Genomic DNA, 17,022 nt, shown 5'->3' on the forward strand with positions numbered 1-17,022 from the left:
CGCACATATAAAAAACGTCTATATTTTTGTATTTTCGCTTTGCTTTTTAGGTGGCAATGGTGAGAAATACCCGATTAATAAAATCAGTATTGCAACACCAATAAAGGCCAATGCTCTAAGCAATCCACTGCTTAATGATGTATCAATTAGGAAGAGCTTAGCGATAACTACAGCCAACAGTACACCACCAATAAACCATTGTGAACGTGACTTTTTACGTGTCGCCATCACCATAGTCACTAACGCAGTAATTGCCCAAATAATGGCTAATACTGTTTGGATAACTTTGGAATTAATTATTGCATAACTCGACCAATCAATATCTGTTGCAAAGACTAGTCCTCTTAATAAAATACCGTTTGCCCACCAGAAAATCATAGCTGGAATAATGTAATTAACTAAAGGTAAGTTATTTTTCAATAATAATTGATATTTAGGTGACTGTTTTATTACTGAAATAAATTTATAGCCAACCCATATTCCAATAACTCCAATTAGATCCATTAAGTTAAATAATGGAATAAATTTAATACCACTTTCAGTGCCGTCATTAAAGTTTGCAAAGATTAAAGAAAGTGCCAGTAAACCTAAAACAGGTAAAGTGACTACCCAATAAGCATTTTGGTACTCTTTTATCCAATCAACTTTCATTGCTAGTATATAGCTTATTGCAATAAATAAACTTATAACAAAAATTACGCTTGCAAAATGTAAGCTCACATAAAGGTACGTAACATCCATTAACCAAATAATTTCAGTAAATAAGAATAGAACAATAAAGATAAGGTGCATACTGTGGATCAATGCTTTATTGATCCTTTGTTTCGGCAATAACGTATTGACCTTAAGCAAGTAAAAACCACTTGCAAAAACTGCTATCCAAATAATCGCACTTAACCAATTATCAATTAACGAGCCTGCAAGATAGATGTACACCAACATAATAAGCGCTGACATCGGCCATAATAAAATAGAACAACTAGCCAACTCAGAAAATTGGGTTTTCTTCCCAGCAAAGAACATGCCCCAACAGCTAATAAGAATAAAAGCAAATGTAATGGATTTTACTTCTGGAGAAAGCCAATGTTCGCCATATTCTTGTAGAAGTAAAACGCTATATCCCCAACTTACAGCAGAAATAAATAGTGTTACATATCCAATAGTTCGATTATCAAGATTAATAAATTGTGCTCGGTACCACAGTACTGCGACGGCAAATACAACGATGACTTGTGTTACAAGCATTAGCCAATCGCCTAGCGAAATAACAGGCATGTTAAATAATAAAACAAAGGAAACCGCAACTAAAATAGTCCCTGCAATCGCAGGTTTCTTTTGCTGCTGTAAAACAGAAAATGCAAGGATCATTACCCCTTCAATTGCCCATACAATCGATGTCCATTCAGCAGAGAATGCAAATGGTACGGCTAAAGTAGCAAAGGTGACAGAGAGCATAAAGAAGGCAATTGCCAGTAATTTTCCCTCTTCACGATAACGCTTAAGTGCAAACCAACTTAGTGCGAAATAAGCTAATCCATAAAGTGATGAAGCAATAGCAACACCATATGGCCATTCAGAGGCTAATCGATGTTGGAAGATAAAACCAATTAATGGCGTACCAAATAGTAATGTGGCATCAAAAGGAATATTAAGTTTCAGTTTATTTTTTAATGTTGAAAGTTCCGTTGCAACACCAAAAATCAACCAATTTGCAATTAAAAATAGCTGGCAAGGTAAATAATCAGCATGGGTGTAATTTGGTATTGCCCATATAAAAGCAATACCAAAAGTAAATGCAAAACCAATAAGATTTAATAAACGCCAAACTTGCCAATGGCTGATAATAAGGATACCAATTGAAAGAATAAGATAATAGCTAAACAATGCAACATAATTGCCACTACCCGTAGACAATAATACAGGTGCTAAATAACCACCAAGTGAAGCTAATATAGCTAAACTAATAGCCCGATGAATAACTGCCAAACTTACACTAACCAAACAGATAAACACCATAATAGCGAGAGCAATGCTAATAGGAATAAAATCATAAATTTTAGTCGCAGCAAAAATAGTAATGTAAAACCCACCAATGCCGCCACCTTGCAAAATTAATGCATATATCAGGTTTTTCTTTCTAAGCCACCAGCCAATACCTAATAACGCTAAGCATCCTGTTCCCGCCATCATTAAACGTGTTGATGCTGAGATAAGCTCATTCTCAATACTGTATTTAAGTAAATAAGACAGACCAAAAAAGAGTAATAACATCCCTATTTTAGCCAGCGGATTTCCTGTTACTACCCAATTCCAAATAAGCCCCAAAATCGATTTTTGTTGACGTTTTGGACGAGGGTTTAAATTAGGTCTATATTGCGATGCAGGTCTATTTGCTTGAGGTGTAGCATTTCCTAAATTACCTGTTTCAGATCCTGCAAGGCTTGCACTTGCCATATTAGCTCTATTTTCTGCAAGCAGATCTGATGTTGATTTAACAGATGTTTGTTTTGCCTCTTGTTGGTAATGATGGGCAAAACGACTTGTTGCTATCTTAGGTTGATAAGGCTCAGCTCCTTTAGGTGTAGGGGCTGTTGATATTTCTGGCTGATCAGGTTGTTTGTTTTCAAGGTTAATATTATTAACCATAGAAGATTGAACAATTGGATTTCCTGCTTTAGGAGAAACTTTATTAAATGCTGTTTCTTGTGATTCTTGTGCATATTGAGATACAGGCGCGTCTTTATTTTCCGCCTGATTTTTCACATGTTCTGTTGTGTTAATAGGTTCAACTGTTTTAGGTTGATAAGTTGAAGCAGTTGAAATCGTTGATTGAGGCTCTTTTTTTATATCACGAGAGAAATCCTTAACTTCGCTTTTCTGAGCGTCAAGCTCTGTGCGAATATCCGCAGCGTTATCTTTACTTAATAACTTAAATAATTTCTCTTGTTGTTCAGTAAGTTTTTCTTCAAGCTGTTTAATTCGATGTAACAATGAGTTGCTATTTGTATAAGCGTGATATTGCCAATACAAAGATACCACGACAAATATTGTAACGATAAGCACCAAAAAGTCATCCATAAACCTAATCCTTTTGCGTTAAGCATCACATGCTTTTAATTTCTTAACCTTAGTTATACTTTAATTTTCACAGATTTATCTTAGTTTATTCCTAAATAACCTATTTCGAGAACTCTTGATTTAAACCTAGCACATAATTTCGAAAAAAAGGTATGATCGGCAACCTATCTTAATCTTCCATTTATATCGCAAAACACACTCATAATATGAAATTAAATGACGAATTAACTAATGCTATCGCTTCTGTAACAGAAGCCGCAGCCATTGCAGCAATGCCTTGGATTGGAAAACAAAATAAAAATGCAGCAGATGATGCTGCTGTCAGTGCTATGCGTGAACGTTTGAATAACCTGAATATCAATGGTGAAATAGTCATTGGTGAAGGTGAAATAGATGAAGCACCTATGCTCTATATTGGCGAAAAAGTAGGTAATGGGAAAGGCGATAAAATAGAAATCGCGGTTGATCCAATTGACGGTACTCGCATGGTAGCTACGGGTGAAAATAATTCCCTAGCCATTTTAGCCGCAGGCTTTGAAGGCAGTTTTTTACAAGCTCCCGACATGTATATGGAAAAATTAATTGTGGGTAAGCAAGCTGCTGGTGTGATTGATCTTAACCATTGCCTTGAATATAACCTTGATGCTATTGCACAAACATTAAATAAATCTATTGAGCAGTTAACTCTCGCTATTTTAGATAAACCGCGTCACCACGATATTATTAACGATCTACGCGCGAAAGGTATTAATGTTATTACACTACCTGATGGTGATGTTTTAGCCTCTTTATATGCCACAATGCCTAATAACAGTATTGATGTTATGTATGGTATTGGTGGAGCGCCTGAAGGTGTAATTAGTGCGGCTATTGCTAAGGCATTAGGCGGTGATATGCAAGCACGTTTAATTACTCGCGATATTGCAAAAGGAAATAATGCAGAAAATAGAGAATATGCCGTTTCTGAAATTGCTCGTTGCCATAAAATGGGTACTGATGTAAATATTAAATTATCATTAGACACCTTAGTACGTAACCAAGATGTTATGTTTGCAGCAACAGCGATTACCAAAGGCGATTTCTTATCTGGCGTTAATCAGCAAGCGCAATATTTACAAACTCACTCTTTAGTAATTAATGGCTCAACGCATTCATTACGTTATATTGAGAATTACCATTTACGTTAATGCTTCAATTTGTCTTCTTTTCTTTGAGACATAAAAAAGCGGCACTTTATTAAAGCGCCGCTAAATTTACTTCAAGGGGTATATTTATTGTTATTTATTCACTTGAGATTTAAGCCAACAAATTGGCTGGATTCTCAACACATAATTTTTTGATAATAGATTTATCAATACCACGTTGAGCCAATAATGAAAGAAATACATTAGGAACAAACCCCCAACCATTTCCCCCATTTTTTGCCCACATCTGTTTTAAAAACACATCATGGCTTAATACGATTTGGCTACCATAACCTCTTTCAATTAAAGTTGCGACAGCTTCTACGGTATCCATAACACTTGGTGCCGCGCCCTCTTTAGGGAAAGAGATATCCAGACCAATCATATCAAATTCGAGCCAAACACCGCGATCTAACATTTTGCATTGATAATCAATATCTTTACCTGATGGATCAGAGTGTGCCAATGAAATCTTAGCGGGATTACATCCCATTTCTGTTAATAGAATATCTAAAACTTCATCACCACGACGTTGCCAGCCTGGCATATGAATGTTCATCGACGCATAAGGGTTACTGTTTTGTGCAATAGCCGCTGCACGTAAGCTATTTTTCTCACCATCTGTAAAGAATGGAGAAACACCAATTTCACCAATCATGCCTGCACGAATATCAGTGCCATCAATGCCTACATTCAATTCATCATCAATGATTTTTGCCATTGCATCAATATCATCAGCCAATCGTTGTCCTTCAAACTTTTCAATATAAAGCCCTGAAGAAGCGACAACGTTAATACCGGTTATTTCTGCAACTTGTCTTAGTTTTCGAATATCACGTCCAATTGAAGAAGAGCCTGTTGCATCAACAATGGTTCTTCCACCTAACTCTTTGAAGTTATTTAATTCAAAAATAACATCTTCAATGGGTTTCTTATCCATATTATCGCAACAGCAATATGGATCGTATTTAAGTCCCCACTGAATATCTGCACTCACTTTTTTATCAACTAATACATGCGAGAATTCATAAAAAGGCTCATCAACAACACCTGATAGATCATTAAAGAGGTGTTCATGAGGCAATGTTAACCCCATATCTTCTTTTTTTACGGGACCAGTTACGGTTTGAATATAACCTTTCATTACGATACTCCTACGCTTGTGCTGACTTAGTGGCTTTGAATTCAGGAATTGTAGTTACAATCGCACCCACTAACGCAAATAATGTACCGATGATTGTCACTAAATAAACGGTATTGCCTAATGAAGGTAATAATAAGTCAATTAATACAGAACCTAACAATTGACCCGCTGTTGAAGCAACGCCTAACATCAGTAAGCCTAAACCACGTACTAAAATAGCCATTAATGCAATAGACATAAGCCCTAAAGGACCACCTAAATACATCCACCAAGTACCTGGTAATTCAAGAGTGATATGACCTAATGCCATACGAACAATAAGCGCAATCGTTAAAACAGTGAAGCCAACAATAAAGTTCCAAGTGATAGACACCATCATAGAACCTGTTGCTTCTGCAACTTTAGAGTTACCTGCTGGTTGCCAACCGGCTAATAAACCCGCAAGGAAAGGTAAGATTGCTAAATAAATAAATGAGGTTGAGTGCCATTGCGGAGAAACTACAAATAAAGTCGCAACAACAGCTAACACAGCGCCTAATACACGATATGGTGTAAAATATTTTTTCTCATCAACACCAACACCAAAGCGGTCACATAATAAGCCTGATAATAAAAGTGCTGAAATTAATGCTGTTTGGAATGTTGCAATCCCTAATGCACTCGCAGAAGCCCCTTCAGAGAAAACAACCATTGCACCACAAAGACCCGCAAACCAGTTCCATAATGGAATTTTGCGCGTTTTAATTAAACTTGGGATTGAAGCAAATTGCTGGCGATACTGTTTTTTCGACATAATGATAAAAAACATCACCACTAAACCACTGGCAAAAGAGATAACTGCACTGGCGTTACCATCTTTTAAAACATGCCCTAACTGCCCATTCACCGCAGACTGCATTGGTGATAGCATACCTGCTAACACAGTTGCTAACATCAGCAATGGTGTTGATAAATTTTTTGTACTCATAAGATGTTCCTTTTGGATTATTGGCTATGAGTGATTTCTTTTTTTATTTTTCAAGTAATCGGTTTTTTATTAGCGCAGAGCGGCAACTCTGCGCTTTTTTACTTTTTATGACAGTTATTCTTAATTCAAATTAACGAGCGATTTGTTTAAGAATGTTGACCCACATATCGGCATAATGCGGCCATGCTAAAAATTCTTTACTTCCCCAGTGAGGAGAACAGTCACTCATAAAGCAGCCTGTTTTTCCTTTTTCAAACTGACCAAATACCAGTAATGGATCTTCGCCAATATTTAATACAGTTTCTGTATTCTCTTTAGCTGAAACTTTGTTATAGCCAAGGAACATTGGCCATTCACCAAAACCTTTTACTGATGCATGCTCTGCATTAACCGCACTTGCAAACACACCTTCTGGCGCTTCAACACGATCGTCGCCATCCAGCATTTCAACAGGCAGAACTTCTGCAAGTAATGTATTTTTGTAGTTTGCTTTAGCTTCAATACCCATAAATGACAAGTAACCACCAATCATTAATAAGCCACCGCCATTAACCACAAACTCTTTAATTAACCCTAATGCGTTAGGGATAACTTTCATGTTATAGAAAGTATCGTTTTGCAGAAGGAACGTATTTGCACCAATATCACTAATAACAATGACATCGTATTTAGCCAATGCTTCAGCCGTTTGAGGGAATGCAACCTGAACGGTATGAGCAGGCATATAATCAACTTCAACACCCTTTTCTCTTAAGCAACTTAATAAGAACGTTGAACCTTCTTCATATTTGCTGGAAGTGAAACTGTCGTAGCCTTTGGAGTGGATCATATGAATGTGCCATGACTCACCAATAAATAAGATTTTCATTTTTATTCCTCTTTCAAAAAAGATTATTTATTCAGGGGATTGGGTGACAATCTGTGAATATGTTGTTTGATTGATGCGATGCATGACATTAATATCTTCAGGCATTTCTGAAGCATTACTCGTCTCAACAGCTAATGATGAAAAAGCTGATGCATAGCGTAACGCATAAGAAAACTGCTTTCCTTTTGCCAATGAGGCAGCGAGTGCTCCATTAAAAGCATCACCTGCCCCTGCTGTATTTTTTACAACTGCCGGATATGCCGGCGAATAAATATACTTATATCCGTCATAAGCTAACGAACCTTTACTACCCAGCGTAATAACCACCTTATTTACGCCTTGCTGATAAATAGAAACTGCAGCATTTTTTGCAGATTCTAAATCAAGTACTTCTATCCCAGATAATAAACTTGCTTCCGTTTCATTAGGTGTTAAAACATCTATCATTGGAAGTAATTCATTAACTATTTTGTTATAAGGTGCTGGATTAAGAATAATAGGAATATTATTTTCGTTTCCAATAGCAATAATTTCTTTTAATGCTTCAATATTCGTTTCTAATTGAATTAAAATTATATCCGCGTCAATAATTTTATCTTTCTGTATTTTTACTTCATCAGCAGAAATATCCATATTAGAGCCCGAGTAAATAGAAATAATATTCTCTCCACTCTCCTCCGACACAAAAATAGACGCTGTTCCTGTTTGATAATTTTCAGTTTGATATATCGTTGACGTTTTTATTCTTGATGACGATATAAAATTAACTGCATAATCACTAAATTGATCAGTACCTATCTTCGTAATAAAATGTACCTGTGCATCAGCATAACTCGCCGCCAATGCTTGGTTACAGCCTTTACCTCCTGGTGAGAAGATAAATTTATTCGATAATAAGGATTCCCCGGCTTCTGGCAATCTAGGAAGATAACTAATCATATCAACATTAAATGAGCCCAGTACGCACACCTTATTTATTGCAGTCTTGTTTGCTAAATCGTTTTTATCAATTTGATCATTACATTCTAGAAATTGTATAATTTCTTTCTTAGCCACTTTATCTAATGTCTCAAATTCTATAAAAGCACCACCATGGCATCTTTTTATAATTCCTTTTTCTGCTAGTGTATTTAAATCTGATCGTATTGTTTCTTTGGTAACATCAAGTTCTTTGGCCAAAACAGAAACTTTTACTGCACCATTACCTTTAATCAGATTAATTATTTTTTTATGACGTTCTGCTTTCATTTAATGTTACCTCTATGGCAACAACTTTAGTTTATTAGTTGTTATGGGATTGTGATTACAATCATATGTTATTTATTAAAAAAAAAAAGCAGAAATACAAAAATAAAAAACAAAAAGAAACAGAAATAAACAATGATAATCGTAAGATTAGTTAATAAATAAATTTGGAATTTATTTCTTTTTCAGAAAAAACGAATCAACATATAACGTTATTCCAATCTATTTACCATAAATAAATTTAATATTATTTTTTAATTTTATACGGGAGATAAAATTAAAAAATTAAATATAAAAATAAAATTCACTTTTATAAATAAGGCATTACAGAAAAATAATTTTATATTTCTGCAAAATATCCGTAATAATGCTTAAATAAAATACAATCTAATTGAATCGAGCAATGCATTAATTATTTTTATCATCGCGTATTTTTAAAACGCATTTACCATAAAGAAATTCTAATCATTAAATACCCAAAAAAACGATACCCTTTTACCAAAGAACATAAATCACTTAAGTAATGCAAAAGTAATGCTTAAAACATCTTCTATTTTTCCCTTTTCATTTTTGTGATCGAGATATCATTCAATACGTTTACAACACCCTTTTCATAAATAGAATATTGATTATTTATTTCAATCTTTCATTTTATGCACCATTTTTACAGAGAGCTGGCTATTTATCTTTGTCTATATTGCACATCGATTGGTCAAGCTTTGATCTAGTTTTGTAAATAAGGAAGGCTTTCTATACGTTTTATCCATTGTTTATAATAATTATTTATATTGTTGAGCATCTTTTAATCGGATAATAAATCCTAAAAACAAAAATTATTGATACTTGATACTGAAAATAATGCAGTTAAAGTGATTTAATTCTAGCTATTTTTGTAAAACAACCTTTTCATCAGAAACATTCTGACATACTTCTTTTCTGGTATTTACCTCGTTTCATGCCTAACTTTATTACTAACAGGAAAAACATCAGTGTTCATAAACAAGAAATACAACGTAAAATAAGGATATATTAATGAAAATAAAATCACTTATCGCAATCTCATTATTAAGCGCTAGTTTTTCTCTTTTTGCCGCAGAGAGTTCAACATCAACTGCCAATATTCAAACTCAAGGAGTTATTCAGACTCAAAAAGAACTGAATGACTATGAGAAAGTCATGATAGAAAAAGTTTGGATAACGACTGACGCTATCGATGAAAAAGGAAATAAAACTGCGGCTGATAATCCTCAAGTCAGCAACTATTTTGGACTTGCTGAGTATTACCCTAATGGCACTTTTATTATGTTTACACCGGAAGGTAAACAGAAAATGCAAGGTGATTGGTCAATGTCAGATGATGGCAAAATACGTACCTTAGTTGCCAAAGATACTGAGGGTAAAACATTATTCACCCGAGATGTAGAAAATATCACGGTTAAAAATGATGAATATACCTATCGTATTTATCCAAATGCTGATGATCGTAATACCTATTTCGATATTATCCATCACGTCAAAAAATAAATTTAGTACGTTGTTTTACCTGCAAATTAATTCTACTCAATAAGCAAAAAAGGGTTACTTATAAAAATAAGTAACCCTCACTTTACTTTATAACCTACTTATCATTTCGCCGAAATAATCGGATAATTAAAGTATGGTCTGAGATTGCCCTTCAATCCAATAAATCACTTCATGCGCTTCTTCTGGTGTTGGTACTTCCAATTTACTCAACATGCGTTCCATTACTTTAACTGGCACGGCTTCGTTTCTTGCATTATTTTGCCTCTGCCACTGCGCATAAGGGACTTCAATATAAACTAATCTAATTTTCGCATTATAACGATAAAACAAAGAGATAAGTTGATCTCGCATTTTTCTTGTAATATTGGTGGCATTCCAAACAAAAGGTTTATGCTCTCGTAAATAAAGACGGGCTTGTTCTTTTGCTTGCTGTACTATCCAACCATTAGCATCTCTGTTATCAGGCTTAATATTATGCTGACGACGGAGATCATCTAAACTCACAATCAGAAGATCTGCACAATGTTGGCGAATAAAAGTATCTTTTCCCATACCTGGTAATCCACATAACACCGTAACTTCACTTCCTTTTTCAGGGTAAGGCTCATAATTGCAATCCGTACTATTTTCTGTATAAAAATAGTGAAAACGAGCATCATCTGAAGGAAATGGAGCAACCTTACGCCAACAATTTAGCTCTTCACAATAAAGCGCAAATAACGCAATTTTATCAAAAAGAGCTTGTTTATCTTCACAATCTCGCCCTAAAACATCAGCTTTAGCTAATAATGCCAATAAATAGCAATCTACTCTTAATGATGCAGCAAGCAGCGCTTTTTTAGGATCAGGTTTATCCATCACCCACAACGGCAGCCCATGAAAGCGAACTAAAGCCGCGATCTGCTCTCTATCAGCAAAGCTTAAAGGTACTTTTTCATACAGAAAAAGACGTGTTGTTAATTCCCCTTTACGTGCATGACCCGGTGAAACAATACGCCCCTCTTCTTCGCGTGTTGTAGATCGTTTTTCCACATCATGAAGTAGTGCCGAGATCCATAAAATTTGCTGTTCTCTTTCAGTTAAAGTCTCATATTCTGGCAATGATGTAACTGAATTGATTACTCTTTGTGTATGTATCGCCACATCACCTTCTGCATGATGAATAGGATCTTGCATAACACCAGCCATATCACTAATTTCATCATACAATCCACAGAGATGTTCCCATGACATTTCAGTGTGTAATTTCTTATGAAGCATCATTGAGACTCCTGTGTTTTTTCCCAAATTAAAGAGGCTCGTCGCCAATTTTTTTTCCAATGAACATCTGTTTTAACGTGATCTTTTCTAACATATTTAAAAACACGATGTGAAAAATCATCTAAAGAAAATGATTGTGCATCTCGTGTAACAATACCTTCCATTGGGCTTGGTTTTTGCGTTAAAACATCATGTGATTGAAAGAAACTTGCCTGTTTCGCTTGTGAAACAATCATATTTTCAAAATCAGTTTTATCCTGACATTTAGGCAGCTTAATTTCTGGCACAGTAGGAAGATCAAACAGAGAAGCATAAAACTGCACTTCTTCCCAACTTAGCCATTTATCTTTATAACGAACCGCAAACACATAAAAATATTCTTCTAGGTGTGCATATTCAATAGAATGAATGGCATATAAATTCTCACCGAAAATATCTAACTCACCTAAATCATTTTTCATCAATTGCCAACGTTGACGCAATTGAGATGTCCACGCTGATTGTGTTGGGGTTGCATGCGAGCGTGCAAAAACACCCATTTTATTCAGGCAATTATTTTCTCCATCCAGTTTTTCTGTATGGATAAATTGTTTTATCTGGCAAATATCCTGCCACCATTGTGCATTTATACGATCGTCGTTTGTTGTGCCTGGTGAAAAAGGATAGTGATAGGTTCTATCATATTTTTGTGATTGATTATTCATTATTTAATACTCATTAAGAAACAGAAGTCCTACCAAATTTAAAAAGAAATTCAGTAAGTTAATTTTTCTGTATTGCACTATTCCTTCAGTGCCTTAATGTGTATTACATAACAACGACCTAAATAATCAAAAGAGAGAGGAAAATAAATTTAGACAGATATTACCTATAACTTTCCAAAAGAGCTAGACAATTAATACACATTTTTCTTTGTATTTTTTCTAATTAGTCTTACGCTTGAAATAACTAAAGATAAATATCACTGTGGATATGGAAAAATATTTTCAGAGTTAATCAGATTTTCAGGAAAAATAAGTGGATTATCTGAAATAAATGGCATATCTAATTTTCGACTACCTGTGGAAATAGAAACCCCAGCTTTTAACCATGCAGCAGCAACTAGCTCAGTGCAATAAACACCCTGTCCTGGGTAAATACTAAAATTTTCACCAACTCGTTCTAATACAGTTTGCACCGCAATATTTCTAGCTTCTTCACTTCCTTTCACTTGGTAAAAACGAACTGAATTCGGCTTTGCTCGACTAATGAAAAATTCAAGACTATCCACAGTAACGCCATCTTTTATATTGCTATGTTCACTGGGTGTAGAATGGATCACTTGAACACCGTAATCAGAGATCCACCGCATACCTACGTGGCTAAACCCACTTTTATCAACTTGTTTAATTATCTCACTAATAACTTCATCCCCACCCCGAAAGACTAAATCACCATTTTTTAAGTCATGAGGCAAAGCGAGAGCATAAAATGCACTCGCTAAGAATAAAGCTACAATATTAAATATGCGAACAATCACTTGAAAGCAACTTTCCATTTACCATCAACATTAATCATTTCTTGTGCCTTTGTTTTTTCTACAATATTTACCCTTTATAATCAATAAATAAAGAAAAAACATCTCTACTTTAGCTTTTTGCTTTTTGCTTTTTGCTTTTTGCTTTTTGCTTTTTGCTTTTTGCTTTTTGCTTTTTGCTTTTTGCTTTTTTTTTAAGAATATAATTAGGAGCAAATATTAATAATATTGAGTATTAATATTTTTTCGATAACATTAGAATAAAATTATTCTCTATCTATTGTCGAAACTACTTTAATATTTACTAAATATAATACTTTTTGCCTTAATTTATCTAATTAACAAGCATCATTTAAACTAATATCTTATGAGAAATATCAATTTAATATTACAAATAACAATATTACAACAATTAAGTAGACTAAAAAACAATTCTATTTGTTTTCACAATATATCACAGCGTATTATTGCCTAATATTTAGGTCATTTGCTTATAACACATTGCAAAAAAACACAAATAAACACTAGAAAAATTGTGATCACATACACTTTTTTGCATCATTAATGCTATTTAAGACAAATAGAAACTGCTTTTTTATCAACAAATAGGTAATCTAGCGGTCTGATTTTGATGACCAAACATGAATAGTTAAAAGGATATTTTATGTTTACTTCACAGCTCATGCTGGTCGGTTATGTGTTGTTGGTAAGTCCTTGTGGAAATGATTCTTGTGATGCAGTTCCTGTTACAGAAACAATTTATACTAAAGATGAATGCACAACACGACTTAACTACTTAAAACAAAAAAGACCTGACCTTATTATTTTCTGTGGAGAAGTCTTGAGAGATCCTGAAGTTACTGATGAAAACCCTTACCTTACCCCACCAGATAGTGCAGACGACGTTTTCAAAATTAAGTAACTAATCTATTCCTAATTTTATAATTAAGATAAAATACAATTTAATTTGTTTTCTTTTTACGATATACTCTTTGTACTTGAATATGTAAGGACACGTATTAGGAGTCACTAATGTCTATTGCGAAACGTACCAAAGATAAACGCATTGCGTTAGGTTTAACACAATCAGAACTTGCTACTTTAGCGAGTACGACACAGCAATCCATAGAACAGCTAGAAAGTGGTAAAACTAAACGCCCCCGTTTTTTACCTGAATTAGCCAAAGCATTAAATTGTGATTTGGCTTGGCTACTCGAAGGTGAAGAACAACCCAATGCGACTTCTGAAATTCCACCAGAGAATGAATGGCAACCGGTGAGTGAATGGGACAGTAATACCCCTTTAGGTGCCGATGAAGTGGAAATTCCCTATTTTAAAAGTATTGAACTCGCGGCGGGTGACGGTTGTTGTACTAACGAAGATCATAATGGATATAAATTGAGATTTTCAAAAAGCACATTACGCCGTTATGGCGCATCTTCTCAAAACGTTATTTGCTTTTCTGTTTATGGCGATAGTATGTCACCTGTTATTCCTAATGGCTCAACAGTCACTGTCGATACAGGTAACACACGTATTGTTGATGGTGGCATTTATGCTATCGAACAAGATGCCTTGTTTAGAATAAAACTACTCTATCGTCAACCGGGCGGTAAATTGATTATACGTAGTTATAATAAAGACGAATTTCCTGATGAATCAGCAGAAACTGATTCTGTAAAAATTATGGGGCGTATTATCCATTGGTCAGTAATGGCTTGGTAATCAATAAGCAAAGCAACAATTTCATAGTATAGAATTTTCAGTAACAACCTGTCCTTTAGACAATAAAACCGTTTTATCTGCTAGCGCTCTGATTTCACGAGGCTCATGAGTAACCATGATCATCGTTATTTCCTTAGATTTTAAGGAATCAATTAAATCCCAAAGCTGATAACGTGTTTCCCAATCCAAACTCGAAAAAGGTTCGTCCAGTAGTAACAGTTTGGGTTGGCTAATAAGCGCTCTTGCCAATGCAACGCGTTGTTGCTCCCCTCCTGAAATTTGATGAGGATAACGAGTAGCGAGATGTGCAATTCCCATTTGCTCTAATATCGCCTTTTCTCTCTCCTTGCTTCGTTTCTGTTTTGCGCCATATTGTGCTAACCATAAATTTTGTGTCACAGTCATAAACGGAAATAAATAAAGCCGTTGATTTAAATATCGACAAGAGTGTAACCATACTGGCTGTTCATTTATATTTTTATCTGCAAGGTAGATATCACCAGTGTATGAAGTATATCCAGCAATCGCATTTAAAAGCGTTGTTTTACCACTTCCAGATGTACCACTTATTCCTAAACATGTTCCTTTTTCTACGTCCAACGAAATGTCTTTTAATATACCCGTTGTTAATGAACGAATTTCTAGCATGATCTTTTCCTTTCTCGCTGTAAACGATGTAACGCAAATAATAAAGTAATCGCGATAGCGATAAGAACAAGCGCACAACCTATTGCCAGAGTGAAGTCTCCGCTGGCAATATTTAAATAAATTGCCATAGGCAACGTTTCTGTTTTTAACCTTGTTGCACCAGCTAACATTAACGTTGCGCCAAATTCACCTAAAGCTCTAGAAAATGCAATGATGCTTCCACTCATTAAAGCTGGCCAACACAGTGGTATTTCAATCAAGAAAAATGTTTTTGTTGGCGTTAATCCTAAATTTTGTGCCGTTTGAATATAAGCAGGATCGACAGACTTAAAAGCAGAGAGACTATTTCTCATAATAATCGCGCTTGCGACATAAGTTTGAGCAATAATAATACCCAATGGTGAAAAAAGAGAGCGAGATAACTCAGGAAAAACGTCTGTTAAAGGGCCCTGATTTCCTAACAATAATAATAATCCGATACCGATAACTAATGGAGGAGTAACCAAAGGCAAATCTAATAACGCATCAATAAAACGATGTCCTTTAAAAGGAATTCTTGCCATTGCCCATGCAGCAGGTACACCTAGGATAAATGCTAGACATAAAGAAGTTAACGCTGTACTGAGCGACATGCCAATAGCAAAATGGAATTCAGGATCGGTAATAACTTGCCTCAATTCAACATAAGAAAGTTGGCATATCAATGCAATTAGCGATCCTAAGATCAGAAATAACAATAAAAAAAGTGGAATTAATGCCCATCGAAACACGTTATTTCCTTTTTTAAGATAGGTATTTATTTTGCTGTAATAATGAAAAAAGCCACCAGTGAGTTGGTGGCGAAAAAACACAATTTATGTGAGAAAAAATCTATGGTTTCGAAATTACAGGAAGAAAACCATAATCAGTAAAAGCCTTTATCCCTTCAGCACGAGTAAAATAATCAGCAAGTAATTGTGCTTCTTTCGGATTTGCTGATGTTTTTAAAACAGCAAGTGTTGCCACTTCTTCTGGGCTACCTTCAGGAACTGGAAGCAAAACGAGTTTATCTTGATTTTTCATTGCATCTGCATATCCAATAATGGCGGCATCCACTTCCCCATTGAGTAAATACATAAGCAATTGTTTAATGGTTGCAGTGCGTACAACAACTTTATCACGTAGTTTATCGCCTTGACCTGATGCATCAATAAGTTGCTCGCCACTTTTTCCTAATGCGATAGCTTTAGCATCACCCATACCTAGTTTTAATGAACTATTCGCAAGATCTTCTAGTGTTTTAATATCACCCACTTTATCTTTACGCACAGCAATAACTGGAATATGGCGAACAATAGAATATTGATTAACTACTTGTCCTTCTTTATTTAACTTTTCCACGTAATCTTGTGAACCGGGAAAAAATAAATCCCCCTGCTTAGTTAAATTAAAGCGTGTTAGTATTTGACCTGAACCGCCATATTCAATAGTAACTTTATTTCCTGTCTCTTTTTCAAATACACTCACAACTTGCTCTACCGGTTGTTTTAATCCAGCACCTGCATAAAGATGAAGCTCGGCTGCAAATGTATTATGGCAAATTAATCCTAATGCTAGTCCTAAACCAGCAAGAAATTGGTATTTCATAAAAGTGGTGATCCCGACTATCGTTATATAATTTTTTATATAGTGAATGATATGAGTGTTTAAGGCAAGAGACTCATATAAAAAAAGATAAAAATGTTAACAACTTATCATTTTTATCTTTTTCTTTATATGTAAGCTTTACAAAATAGACTGATCAAAACAAATGCTTCAAATACTTTATTTGTATCAGAAATAAGTAGAGCTTAAATAGTGGTTTGCCAACAAATCCTCGCTTTC

At 34.8% G+C, this 17,022-nt stretch carries 15 protein-coding genes; 4 read left to right on the plus strand and 11 right to left on the minus strand.

The genetic code is table 11. The features are described 5' to 3' along the window. Window positions 1-18: 18 nt before the first annotated feature. Window positions 19-3,078 carry a DUF2339 domain-containing protein gene (locus tag ACWPWK_RS02120; protein WP_109373585.1) on the minus strand — a complete coding sequence of 1,020 codons (3,060 nt, stop codon included), beginning with the start codon at window positions 3,076-3,078 and terminating at the stop codon, window positions 19-21. Between the two features lie 206 nt (window positions 3,079-3,284). Here ACWPWK_RS02120 and glpX point away from each other — a divergent pair, with 206 nt between their 5' ends. Then, window positions 3,285-4,265 (plus strand): class II fructose-bisphosphatase, encoded by a 981-nt coding sequence (gene glpX, locus ACWPWK_RS02125; protein WP_100160316.1) that lies wholly within the window; start codon window positions 3,285-3,287, stop codon window positions 4,263-4,265. Window positions 4,266-4,374: 109 nt separating this feature from the next. On the opposite strand, the gene ACWPWK_RS02130 is transcribed toward glpX, so the two are convergent. The 4 genes from ACWPWK_RS02130 to ACWPWK_RS02145 form a co-directional block, all read right to left on the minus strand. Then, on the minus strand, window positions 4,375-5,406 hold the full coding sequence (locus tag ACWPWK_RS02130; protein ID WP_109373586.1) for a methylphosphonate esterase: 1,032 nt from the start codon (window positions 5,404-5,406) through the stop codon (window positions 4,375-4,377). 10 nt (window positions 5,407-5,416) lie between these two features. Next, a complete protein-coding gene (locus tag ACWPWK_RS02135; RefSeq protein ID WP_109373587.1) occupies window positions 5,417-6,373 on the minus strand; it encodes a DMT family transporter in 957 nt (318 codons plus the stop codon). Window positions 6,374-6,503: 130 nt separating this feature from the next. Further along, window positions 6,504-7,241 (minus strand): glutamine amidotransferase, encoded by a 738-nt coding sequence (locus ACWPWK_RS02140; protein ID WP_006532984.1) that lies wholly within the window; start codon window positions 7,239-7,241, stop codon window positions 6,504-6,506. 27 nt (window positions 7,242-7,268) lie between these two features. Beyond that, complete coding sequence (locus tag ACWPWK_RS02145) at window positions 7,269-8,489, minus strand: PfkB family carbohydrate kinase (RefSeq protein ID WP_109373588.1); 1,221 nt, start codon at window positions 8,487-8,489, stop codon at window positions 7,269-7,271. Window positions 8,490-9,518: 1,029 nt separating this feature from the next. Between ACWPWK_RS02145 and ACWPWK_RS02150 the strand changes: the two genes are divergently transcribed. Beyond that, complete coding sequence (locus ACWPWK_RS02150; RefSeq protein WP_109373589.1) at window positions 9,519-10,010, plus strand: DUF4822 domain-containing protein; 492 nt, start codon at window positions 9,519-9,521, stop codon at window positions 10,008-10,010. A 126-nt stretch (window positions 10,011-10,136) separates the two neighbouring features. Here the strand turns inward: ACWPWK_RS02150 and ACWPWK_RS02155 are convergent, their stop codons facing one another. The 3 genes from ACWPWK_RS02155 to ACWPWK_RS02165 all read right to left on the minus strand — a co-directional run bounded on the left by ACWPWK_RS02155 (window position 10,137) and on the right by ACWPWK_RS02165 (window position 12,807). Beyond that, on the minus strand, window positions 10,137-11,273 hold the full coding sequence (locus ACWPWK_RS02155) for an AAA family ATPase (RefSeq protein ID WP_109373590.1): 1,137 nt from the start codon (window positions 11,271-11,273) through the stop codon (window positions 10,137-10,139). Beyond that, the gene (locus ACWPWK_RS02160; protein ID WP_109373591.1) at window positions 11,270-11,974 is read right to left on the minus strand and encodes an RNA ligase family protein; all 705 of its coding nucleotides are present in this window, start codon (window positions 11,972-11,974) and stop codon (window positions 11,270-11,272) included. Before ACWPWK_RS02160 ends, ACWPWK_RS02155 begins: the two co-directional genes overlap by 4 nt. A 257-nt stretch (window positions 11,975-12,231) precedes the next feature. After that, window positions 12,232-12,807: a YiiX/YebB-like N1pC/P60 family cysteine hydrolase gene (locus tag ACWPWK_RS02165; protein ID WP_244185065.1), complete on the minus strand. Its 576-nt coding sequence runs from the start codon at window positions 12,805-12,807 to the stop codon at window positions 12,232-12,234. Window positions 12,808-13,450: 643 nt separating this feature from the next. Between ACWPWK_RS02165 and ACWPWK_RS02170 the strand changes: the two genes are divergently transcribed. Together ACWPWK_RS02170 and ACWPWK_RS02175 are read left to right on the plus strand one after the other, a co-directional pair. Then, window positions 13,451-13,708, plus strand: coding sequence for a hypothetical protein (locus ACWPWK_RS02170; protein ID WP_006532995.1), 258 nt, complete (start codon window positions 13,451-13,453; stop codon window positions 13,706-13,708). A 110-nt stretch (window positions 13,709-13,818) separates the two neighbouring features. Continuing rightward, entirely contained in the window at window positions 13,819-14,511 is a 693-nt protein-coding gene (locus ACWPWK_RS02175; protein ID WP_109373592.1) for an XRE family transcriptional regulator, read from the plus strand. A 21-nt stretch (window positions 14,512-14,532) separates the two neighbouring features. On the opposite strand, the gene ACWPWK_RS02180 is transcribed toward ACWPWK_RS02175, so the two are convergent. From ACWPWK_RS02180 to modA, 3 genes are all read right to left on the minus strand, one after another. Beyond that, window positions 14,533-15,159 (minus strand): ABC transporter ATP-binding protein, encoded by a 627-nt coding sequence (locus ACWPWK_RS02180; protein WP_109373593.1) that lies wholly within the window; start codon window positions 15,157-15,159, stop codon window positions 14,533-14,535. Continuing rightward, window positions 15,153-15,929 (minus strand): ABC transporter permease, encoded by a 777-nt coding sequence (locus tag ACWPWK_RS02185; RefSeq protein ID WP_109373594.1) that lies wholly within the window; start codon window positions 15,927-15,929, stop codon window positions 15,153-15,155. Before ACWPWK_RS02185 ends, ACWPWK_RS02180 begins: the two co-directional genes overlap by 7 nt. A 100-nt stretch (window positions 15,930-16,029) precedes the next feature. Beyond that, window positions 16,030-16,785 carry a molybdate ABC transporter substrate-binding protein gene (gene modA / locus ACWPWK_RS02190; protein ID WP_109373595.1) on the minus strand — a complete coding sequence of 252 codons (756 nt, stop codon included), beginning with the start codon at window positions 16,783-16,785 and terminating at the stop codon, window positions 16,030-16,032. Window positions 16,786-17,022 lie beyond the last annotated feature (237 nt).

The sequence above is a fragment of the Proteus sp. Marseille-Q3619 genome (assembly GCF_965283115.1).

Coding starts and splice junctions, on each gene's coding strand:
- ACWPWK_RS02150 (WP_109373589.1), top strand. CDS start 9,519: ATGAAAATAAAATCACTTATCGCAATCTCATTATTAAGCGCTAGTTTT.
- modA (WP_109373595.1), bottom strand. CDS start 16,785: ATGAAATACCAATTTCTTGCTGGTTTAGGACTAGCATTAGGATTAATT.
- ACWPWK_RS02130 (WP_109373586.1), bottom strand. CDS start 5,406: ATGAAAGGTTATATTCAAACCGTAACTGGTCCCGTAAAAAAAGAAGAT.
- ACWPWK_RS02170 (WP_006532995.1), top strand. CDS start 13,451: ATGTTTACTTCACAGCTCATGCTGGTCGGTTATGTGTTGTTGGTAAGT.
- ACWPWK_RS02165 (WP_244185065.1), bottom strand. CDS start 12,807: ATGGAAAGTTGCTTTCAAGTGATTGTTCGCATATTTAATATTGTAGCT.
- ACWPWK_RS02155 (WP_109373590.1), bottom strand. CDS start 11,273: ATGATGCTTCATAAGAAATTACACACTGAAATGTCATGGGAACATCTC.
- ACWPWK_RS02120 (WP_109373585.1), bottom strand. CDS start 3,078: ATGGATGACTTTTTGGTGCTTATCGTTACAATATTTGTCGTGGTATCT.
- ACWPWK_RS02180 (WP_109373593.1), bottom strand. CDS start 15,159: ATGCTAGAAATTCGTTCATTAACAACGGGTATATTAAAAGACATTTCG.
- ACWPWK_RS02175 (WP_109373592.1), top strand. CDS start 13,819: ATGTCTATTGCGAAACGTACCAAAGATAAACGCATTGCGTTAGGTTTA.
- ACWPWK_RS02160 (WP_109373591.1), bottom strand. CDS start 11,974: ATGAATAATCAATCACAAAAATATGATAGAACCTATCACTATCCTTTT.
- glpX (WP_100160316.1), top strand. CDS start 3,285: ATGAAATTAAATGACGAATTAACTAATGCTATCGCTTCTGTAACAGAA.
- ACWPWK_RS02145 (WP_109373588.1), bottom strand. CDS start 8,489: ATGAAAGCAGAACGTCATAAAAAAATAATTAATCTGATTAAAGGTAAT.
- ACWPWK_RS02140 (WP_006532984.1), bottom strand. CDS start 7,241: ATGAAAATCTTATTTATTGGTGAGTCATGGCACATTCATATGATCCAC.
- ACWPWK_RS02135 (WP_109373587.1), bottom strand. CDS start 6,373: ATGAGTACAAAAAATTTATCAACACCATTGCTGATGTTAGCAACTGTG.